The following is a 10,420-nucleotide window of genomic DNA, read 5'->3' on the forward strand; positions in this document are numbered from 1 at the left end:
CAATAAACGACTTCTTTACACTGCCTGAAAAATCGGCTCTCATTATATCCAATCTTTCTACATCAACGTTTTCACCCATAAAAGTATCGATTTTTTGCCAGATGCTATGCCTCAACCTCACAATATCAAAGGGATAATCTGTTTCAGTAGTTTGTTGTATTCTCTCAGAAAACAGCAGCGAATATAGAATTCTTTTGTATATCAAGGTCTTGGGAGCCCAAACGTAGATTGTATGGCCTGGGTTCACTCTGTCCCATATTGTTAGCCAAATATGCTCCCAACCTTTAGCAGGACCGACAAGAGCAACATGAACCTTCTTGGGTATTGGGAAGTTTGCCATGATAACACCTGAAAGATTGATTTACATGGTTTTCAAAAGGGTTTTGATACTTGCTCTTTTCACCGGCGTGATCAGAGTATTTTAAATGCTTAAAAATTGCACCATGTAGTGTAGTTCGGAACTGGGATAATGACCTGCTTATCCGTTTTATAAAAAAAGTATGTCGTTTAATTAAGCGTGATCAGTCGCTGATAATCACCCATGACCTAACGTCGTTAAAGGTTGTGGTGTCGTCAAGTTCTGCATCATCCTCTGATTTTCCGACGTGATAAACGACGGGCTCTCGCTACTGTAATTGCCTGACAGGGCACTGAGGTCCTGAACCAGTCGCTGGTAGTGCTGGTAAAGTTCCGTATTATTCAGGCTTGTTCCTACTGGCCGCTCACTCTCCGACCCAATGTTGTTTTTCTCACCACCGGCCAGGCTGCACAGGTAATTCACCAGCCGTTGCCCCCTGCGAATGATTTTGTTCAGAAAGGTCACGGCTTCATTCTCTCCCCCGTCACTGTCGTTCATGGCTAACTTGCTGTCATTCCTGTTGATCATAGCCATGGGGTTCAGGCTGACTTGTCCACCTTTAAAGTGCAGACTGGCCAGCACCTCCGGTTTCACCAGTGCCAGTGTCTGGTTAGTGCCGGTATTGATGATCCTGAAGGTTTGGCTCTCCAATGGCAGGGAAGCGCTGCTGCGGGTAAAGTTGCTGCTGCGGGTGAGATTGCTCTGCGCCTGCGGGTTACACTGGCTGAACGCCACCTGTTCCGGGGTCAGGTCGGTAAAGAACAGTGCGGTGCTGTTATCACCCGACAAACGTCGTAAATCTGCCTTAGACTCGGACGACAGTAGAACATAATGCTTGCCACGACTGTCGATTGTGCGGGCTGGCCTGCACGCCCGCAGGTCATAGACGTCATTGCCAACACCGCCGACCAGCGGGCGGGTCCAGTCGAGAATGGCTTGCCACAGGCTGCTGTTGCCGGGCGTATCCAGCCTCCGGTTGTCACACCGGTCGCCCCGGTTTGCCAGTACTTCTGGTCGTGGGGCGGTGTTTCCTGAGGTTCCCAGCAGCAGCAGGTCATGACCGCCCCATCCACGGAGTGACCACTGTCGGGCGTCGGCGCCAAGGTACAGAATATTACTGCGGCTATTGCCCCAGAGTCTCGCTGTCCTGTTACCGACGGCGGACGAGCTGATTACGGAGGGTAGAAACGGCCATGACTGGTAACCGCTGTCGGGTTTCGGCCCGCTCACCTGAACACTGCCCGGCTCCCAGCCCCACTGTCCTGTGCCAGTAATAAACACCTGACGTCTGACGTATGTGGCGTTCAGGGGTTCCAGTGTCAGTTTAATCCCGTCCATCGCCTGGTAGGTGACGATTTTTACCGGTTGGTCCTGCTGGATGTACAGGGGGTTGCTGGCTGTGGCGTTGATGGATCGGAGGCGTTCCTTCCTGACGAGGCTGCTCACCGTGAGTGGCAGGACGACCCCCTGACCTGAGTCCGTCACCCGTGCTGCAAGGTCGGATAATGACAGCTCAAGGTCATTGAACACCAGCGTTGTGGGTTGCAGGAACTGGTCGTGCTGTCTGGCCCAGACCTGCTGAATCTCGATCTCGGCATCGCCGGTGGTAAACCGGTTGGACAGCACCAGGTTCTGACCCCGGCGCCAGGCAAGGAAGAGGAAGGCCGATACATTCAGTTCAATGCGGGTTTGTGCCCTGTCGTGCTTGGTGATGCTTTCTTCAGCCAGGCCGGGATGGATGAGGATTCGGGCAAAAAATGACAAGTCTGTCTCATCCAGTTTAATCACGTCGGACCCACCCTGGCTCTCCACCATGATCCCGAACCGCTGTCGGGTACCGTTCCGGACAAAGGCCACCCGATGCTCTTGGTAGTAAGTGTCCAGCCGCAACGTTTCCAGTTTGATCTTGTCGGCTCCGGGGGTTCCTGACAGCAGCAGACCCTCGGCCATCACGGCGACCCTGCCAAAGGTGCCCAGTGATTGGTAACCCTTTTGGGTGACCCGGTACAGCGTCTGGTTGTTCTGGTTATAAACGACCGCGCTCGTTGACTTAGGGGACGAGAACTTCCGGGTGCTGCCAATCACTTGCTGAACACCGTGTTCCTTGCCAGGCAAACCGAACAACAGTCTCTGTTTACGGGGACTCCGGCCCCGGTAATCCATCCAGGCTACCTGGGTGGGGGAATAATCAGGGCGCAGCGTGAGGGCGATCAGTCCGATGTCAGCCCGCTGTCGTACGTCCGCTGGCAGAGAGCCCACGGTCTGGTTAAAATCCTGCCGGGTCCAGTAGACCAGCCTGCCGGTGGTGTTCCTGGGTCCCATCAGGCTGAGGTCCAGCGCCACCAGGGCCAGACGCTCACGGTTGGCCAGGTATTGAGCCTTCGGTGTCTTGATGCGCCATGCCCGGGCACCGAATTTCCACTGGTAGCTGCCCCTCAAGTCGGTGCGCTTAGGCAGGGTGTAACGGCAGGGAGGGGAGATCTGGTCATCGAACTCACTGGGCATCCCGGTCAGCGAAGCGGCGGCGGCCTTGCCACAAAAGGGATGACCTTTGTCCTGATCAGGCTGGAGAAAAAACTCGAAGGCCTCCTCTTTGCGGGTGTCCGACAGGGCGAGTAGCTGGCCGTTCTCGTTCACCATGACCTCAAACTGGTCACGGGTGTTGGCCGCCAGCAGGGTGTCGCTGTCCGGGTAGTACCAGAGGTTCAGTTGCCTGATCGCGCTGAACAGGGGATGGTCGGTGATCGCGGTGATCGGTCTCAGCGGCACCAGTCCCACTGTGGCCGAGAACGCCTCCCTGGCCTCTTTCACTCGGTTCCCCAGCAGTTTCTTCAGCTCACGGATGAAAAAACGGGCACTGGCGGTGGTCCAGGTTGTGCCGGGGTGTTCTATGCTCAGTTTGGCGAAGATCAGGTTGACTACCTTGCCCAGGTTCAGGCTGTCCATCACCACGCCAGATTGGGGGGTGAACTGGTGCACACTCAGGGTATCGTTCGACTTGGCGACGATCTGCCCGGTGGCTTCGACCTGCCAGTTCTTAAAGGGCCCTGACTCCACCGACAGGTTTTCGCTGACCACCCGGGTGTTGTCCCAGGCCTTGTCCGGTATCCACAGCCGGTAGTGACCGTTGGTATCGGCCAGAAGGCTGCCGGAGTGCGCCTGCACATGCCTGAAGACGCCGCCCCTGGCCATCTTTGCCTCTACTTTTGCCTTTTCCAGCGCTTGCTTCTCGCCTGCCGGGCGGATCAAATGGAAACCGGAGCTCAGCCGCTGGACATTCTTGGGGTTTTTTACGTCGGCGGTCAGGTAATACAGGTCTCCGGAGTGCTTGCTGAACAAAATGTAGTAAACTTTCTTGCCCCAAACCACCTTGTGGACCGGCAGGTGTTCTTCACTCAGTACTCTGCGGACACGCTCATCAATCGTCCGTAAGTGGCTTCCGTCGTTTTTATTATTCGGCACGTCGCCATCCAACAGGCTGCTCAGGAAGGCAAAATGGGTTCGGGTGGCATCGTCATAAAAACCGGCTCTAAGTATACGACGTTTGTTGTAGCTATCGACGACCCGCATGGAAATCAGTCCATGGTCAGATGCCGTTGTGCCGGATGCCGCTGCAGGTGGTACAGGAGGTTCGCTGAGCTGGCCATCCAGAGTTTCTGCCGCAATCAACTGGTGATTCAGCTGACCGGACGGGCTGGCCGTCAACAGGTAATAATAGGGGGCATCAAATACCAGCAATTGTGACTCATCTTTGTTCGGCACTATCTTAGAGACGTGGCGGCCAAACAAGCTGGCATTCAACTCATCAAAGTGCCTGATTTCCCGGGTCAGTACCTCCTTATTCTGGAATAACACCTTGCCGTTGGCGGAGTCAAAAAAATAGTAGCCGGTAGCCGGGTTCCCCTGGACCGGTTGCACCTTGGCAGCAATGAGCCGGATTTCCTGATGGTTAAGGGTATCGTACCAGATCTGGATCCGGTCTAACTTATGCCAGTCCGCTCTGGCCAGTCCCAGTTTGCCGGGGAAGCAGCGGTAAGGTTTCTTGAGATACTCATTAACCTGTCGGTCACAGTCCCGCTGGTGCTGTAACCAGGCCGGGTTCTGCCGATTATTGCTCCTGGGTAGTGGGTCAAGGGCACCGTTCATCGCCCACCGGTTCGGTATTTTGGGTGACCACCCGGATGTGGTTGTGGTCCACCGGTTCGGCGCTCCGGCCATACAGTGTTGACGGAGCTGAAATGAGGCGTCGCAGTCTTTCAGCTCCAGCGGCAGGAAACGCCTGGCCGCAGTGTAACGGCTCATGATTCTGTTCAGTTTCGATGCTCTTGACGGCCTGTCATTCAGTGTACCGGTGTCGTATAAGTGATGAATCACTTTGTCGTCCGGCAGCCACTCAAACTGTGCGTTGGGATCCTGTACCACAACTTTATACGAGGGGATGGGTTCGTGAGAGGGGGACGGCGCCGGATCAGGAAACCGGAAAAGGGTCTCACCCAGCCTGATGTCCCAGGTTGGGTTCCTGATCTGGCTCAGCGAGGAGCTACAGTTTTGTATCTGGTCATCCCGCTCGGTAATGCAGGCGTAGGGGCGCTTGCCGTCGTAGTTCAACACCCAGGTAGAGGCCGTCTGCCCCCGGGGGTGAATGCGGATAACATGGTCACCGTTGGACACCAGGACGTAGGTGTTGTCGGACCCTTTAGGACTGTACAGGTCATAATCCAGCAGCCAGGAGAATTCGTCTGAGACCCAGCGAAAGACGACGATGTGATCGTTTTTATCGAGATTCAGGCTGCTGGTTGATTGAAGGTACTCCTGGCCGCTTATATGAGTGAACGTCTTGCCAAGGTATTTATATGTGTAAGTCACTTTTTCTTTACACTTCTTAAAAAAGATGCTCACACACCGAGTGACTTTGGTGTCTTTCACCTTTTTCTGGTAAATCCGTTTCAGCTTATCATCGCTGACGGCATCGAGCAGCTGCGCACCGGGTGAACTGCCGTCCGGCGCACTCCCTTGAAAGTCCTGATCAATGTCAGTGTATTCGAGTGTGAGCTTCAACTCGGGTACGGCAGGCATTAAAATGATCTTTTTATCGCTCATCTGTCCCAGGTTGTGAAACACCCCGTTTGAGCATTGGTACGGGATTAAACGCGATTCCTTCCGGCACAATGTCTTCAGAGCATCGTTGATCAGGTTAAAGGGGGCCGGGGAGCGGTCGAGCCGGTTGGTATAGGTAGGGCATTCCAGGGTGTTGTGTGCTACATCGACCTTTTCCTTGCATTTCTTCCAATTCCAGTCGCCATTATCTTTGGCCACGAAGGTTATCCCGTGCGTATAGACGCCTCCGTAGGTCAGAGTCTTGTCCGCCAGGTTGATGGACTCGATGTTCAGGGGCAGGAGGTTTTTGCCGTCCTCGCTCACCAAAGCATTGAGGGTCTGGTTGTTGGCCAGAAAACTTTTGGGATCCAGTTGGGCGTGAATCGGGTTAAAGATGTGGGCCGCCTTGCCCGAGGCGTCCCGTAACTTTTTATAGGCCAGCTTGGCGAACTTTTCTTTATAATCCTCGGCAAAAATAGCCCTGACGTAGTGCATGAGACCGTCAACCGTAAACCCGAGCGGCCCGAGAAAGTCTGAAAAAATTGAGATACCCATGTCCACCGACTCAAAGATCACCATGGATTTCTTGAGTTCCTTAACTTCCGGGTCCTCTTCGTTCTCATAGTCAATCACGGTCAGGGTGAGACTGGTTATCGGCACACTGGAACCCACTAAAGGCAAAAAACGAGCGGCTTTTTTACCCAGCCTGCCGACTTTTTTCAGCCCACTGACCGGCTTTTTCAGCTCGGTACCGGGTAGCTTTGGCGCTGTCCGGTGGGTAGAAAATGGCTGCTTGAAGTTCGGGGTGAACAGTTTGAGTCCCTGTCGCCCGAGATCGATCATCTCAATCCCCTGCAAGGTGACCGCTGCATAAAAAACCACCTGACGCCCGGTATAAATCTGTCGTTCAGTGTCCGTCATATTCTGAGGCGGGGAGTTTTTGTAATGAAATCCTGCGGGGGCAATCCCGGTGACCAGGTCGAAAAGACCTATAACAGACCTGAGTTTATCCCAGCTGCCGGTGGCTCCTTTTTTTCCTTTGAGCCGCGATGGTGATGGACGACCCTTGCCCTGGAGAAAGCCCCGGAAGCGGTCAAAAGCTCCGGACGTAAACTGTATGTTCTTACGGGCCAGGGTATCGGGTTCTAAAAAGTCGATGCGCCAGCCACGGCCATCCCGACGAAGGGTATCGAGTTGGGGGATCATGCTGTCGGGCAGAGAGTGCCGGGCTTTAATGTCCCCCAGGGCGGTGTCAAACTCCAGCAGCCGCTGCCTGAATTCGGCTCGTTCAGAAGCCAAACCTGAGAGTTTGTCTTTAGTCCGGGGCTGCTCCGGAACCGAAAGCTGGCTGGATGGCAAATACCGAATAAGGGCTTTTGAATCCGATGGCCGGGGTGACATCAGCACCGCCTTTTCGCCAGAAAAAAGCCGGTACTGCGGTTCTCCGGTGGCCGGGGAGCGCAGCACAAGGGTTTCGATCGCCGGGCGATCCTTCGGCATCTGGCGCTGGATATCCTTCACCAGTCGTTTGAAAACCTCGGGGCTGCGACTTCTGGGCTCGATAATCAGTTCGCCCACCAGGGGTTTGCCGTTGGTGGGTGAAAGGGCCACAAAGGTTTTCAGGGCGTTCAGGGCGGTGATTCCGCTTGACTGTTTGCTGCTGGCAAGATCGCTGACGGTCAGGCTGGCGATGTGGATGTCCGGGGTAAAGTAGGACAGTGTCGTCAAAGCATCGGCGATCAGTCTGGCTGGCCGACCGACAACGGTGACGCGGTTGCCGTCTCCCCCGGCGATGGCCGACTGAACCCGGCCATCGGGTGTGAGCAGCGCATAACTGCCGGAGGGGGTGGTTTTCAGCAACAGGGGTTGGCCACTCAAGGTCCCGTCTTTTATCTGCTGTTGAGCACGGGTAAACGAGTCTTCGTTCAGGGCAATGACCGAGTGCATGCCCCGGGTGTTAGCTAATGCGTCCCTGGCTTCGAGGCGACGATACCGGGTGAAAAAATTCTGCAGCCAGCGCACACCTTCGTTGGTGGGTTTGATCAGGGCAATATCGGTTTTTTTACCTTTGTTGTCTTTTTTGCCATCAAGATTGAGTTGGGTTTTGGGGCCGGAAAGTAACCGGAGCGCATACGCCAACTCTTTGCGTCGAGCGTCGCAGCTGCCGGCATTGGCTGATCTTCGGCGCCGGTTACAAGAGGCTGGTAGCTGGTTTGCGGGAAGCTCAATGTTGGGGAATTCATTTTTGTAGATTGCCCTAACTGTGGCAGCACCCTCTTCAGTGAGGGCATTGAAAGTGAAGCTATCGAATGAATAGGTCTCTGCCTTTCTTTTGAAGGTTTCGAAGGCCTTGACCTTCTCTTCTTCACCCTGATATTGGTTCATTTCCTGCCGAAGCTGGGTGATGTAGTTGAACTCGGGGAAACGCCTTTCATAGCGGTCAAGCCATTCGGTGTAGGAGGAAGATTCCTTCGCCATGTCGATTGTGTCTTCCAAACGACGCGTTTCTCTCCGATCCGGATGGAAGAAAGCAACTCTTCCAGGGGTTGAGTCTTTGTTTAATCCGAAAAAAATCGCATCTTTGAACTCAGATGCAAATAAGTATTTTTCAGCATCTCTTCTATAATCGACCTCATTGTGGACGGTGGAAGTGGGTACCCTGTTTTCCGGTCTGGCAGAGGCAGAGGCAGAGGCAGAGGCAGAGGCAGAGGCAGAGGCAGAGGCAGAACCATCCTGCTGCCTGTCACCGGCATACATTTTTTCGACCAGGGCTTTGGCTGACTCCTTTCCGAGTCTGGGGTCGCCCGAATCCTGCGAATCCTCAACGACTATGGATTCGAACAACTGATCTGCAAACATGGATTCGCGAGTGTCAAGGCCGGTTGTGGGATTAAACTCATTATCAGGGTCAAGCGAGCTCAACCCGAACTTGGCTATATACGTAACGGTGTCGTCTTTATTCCGGGTGAAAACAATACGGTTGAGTTCAGAATCGGGCGCATCTCTCGAGGTTGACGGCCTGTCAGGATCACCACCGGTAGTTTGCTGTGGAACGACTGCGGATAAGTATCCCCGAACTGCAACAGCTGAATTTGCATAGATACCTTTTTTAGCCAGCCCCCTCAGGACTTCAGGTATAACATAATCTCTCTGACCAGCATCCAAGACACCCTCAACACCTGGAATGTCTTGTGCGGAGTTATCAAAAGAGAATGCTATGTTTTGTACGGTGGTATCCTTGGGGATCACTTCAATTAAAGCTGACAATAGCTTTTTCACTAAGAATTGGGAGTTGATGTGATTAACGGCACTCGACTCGGTACTAGAGAAATCAAGACTTCCAGTGATAAAAACTTTAGTGTCTACGCCAATATTTTTGAATGATTTTCCTGCCATCACTCTAAGTTCTTGCTTTTGCACTGCATCAGATTCAACAAATTCGTACAAAACAGCGCCGCCATCTTGAGTGCGTAACTTATTATAAAGTTCGTAAGACTTTCTCAAAGATTCTTCCCTGTTCTCTGGAATCTTAAAAACATTAATCATTATTAACTTTTTGTATGGTCGCTTGCGCTCAAATTCTGGCAGGTCAAAATCATTGTCATAAGAATTCATGTAATAGAAGGGATTGTACTCTAAGAAATTTTGATCATAATTAACTGTGGTCCTTACTCCGGATTGGCTATTTTTTAATCTTTCAAAAGCGTCATAACCTATTTTAGCGAGAATCCTGTGTTCAAAATCCCCATTATGATATGAAAGCTCTGTTAACATCATTGCAACTTTATCGATGTCATCGCTAGAGATATAGAATGCTTTCAAAGACTCCTGTAACTTTGGTATACGCTCTTGCTTGCTTATTTCATTTTTTTTAAGGTTTTCTAAAACTCTGTGGAAATATATGGTTTCTTCCATTATTTTTCCGATCAAGCGGTTATTTGGGGCAGCTTCGAACATTATTGGCTTGATTGAATCACTAAGGTATGAAGCTGTAGGCCGGCCTCTAGCCATAGTTTTACCGAAAAATACTTTATGAAAGGTAGCTTTCGATAGTGCACGATCACTTAGTTTTTTAAATAGTTTGTCAATACTGGTTTCTTTTACGACTCTTTGAATTCGATCGGAGTCTACTTTTGGCAGTTGTCGGTGTACCTTAAAATAAGGTCCAGGATCAGGAATAATTCCACTTTCAAACATTTTTATCAGAATAGCACGCACCTTAACTCTTTCTATCTCCTCCGTGTAAATAATCTTACCGCTGGTTCTCGGTATAAGATTTTTCGAAACACCCCCTTTTTTAAAGGTCTCATCGTCCAGTGATGGTAACAGTCCTTGATCAATATATACCCCTCCATCAGAGAATTGATGAGAAAACCCTATAGCTCTTTCGGCTATCACAGTTTTTTTAAGGCTTAAGGTGTACTTGATATATTCACTGTGTGTTTTTTCAAATTCAAACTCTAATTCGTTAACAGAAACCGTGCCAATTTCATTTCGGATTTGATTTAACAGATCGTTGGTTTTATTCCATTGGGTGGTAAACGACATCTTTACACTGTCTGAAAAATGGGATTTCATTATATCCAATCTTTCTACATCATCGTTTTTCCCCATAAAAGTATCGATTTTTTGCCAGATGCTATGCCTCAACCGCGCAATATCAATGGGATAATCTGTTTCAATAATTTGTTGTATTCTCTCAGAAAACAGCAACGAATATAGAATTCTTTTGTATCTCAAAGCTTTGGGAGACCATACATGGATTGTATGGTCCGGGTTCAAGCTGGCCCATATTTTTAGCCAAATAGACTCCCAACCTTCGACAGGACCGACAATAGCAACATGAACATCCTTGGGTACAGCTGGCATGATAACACCTCATGGATTGATCTAGATGGCTTTCAGAAGGGTTGTGATATCAGAAGGGTTGTGATACTTGTCTTTTCACCGGCGTGGTCGGAGGAC

General features: G+C 51.3%; 1 protein-coding gene. It reads right to left on the minus strand.

Going from position 1 to position 10,420, the window contains the following annotated elements:
- Positions 1 to 535 precede the first annotated feature (535 nt).
- On the minus strand, positions 536 to 10,324 hold the full coding sequence (locus ACOJUO_RS17420) for a hypothetical protein (protein WP_422137637.1): 9,789 nt from the start codon (positions 10,322 to 10,324) through the stop codon (positions 536 to 538).
- Between the last annotated feature and the right edge of the window lie 96 nt (positions 10,325 to 10,420).

The sequence above is a fragment of the Endozoicomonas sp. ALC020 genome (assembly GCF_049275935.1).
GTDB lineage: Bacteria > Pseudomonadota > Gammaproteobacteria > Pseudomonadales > Endozoicomonadaceae > Endozoicomonas_A.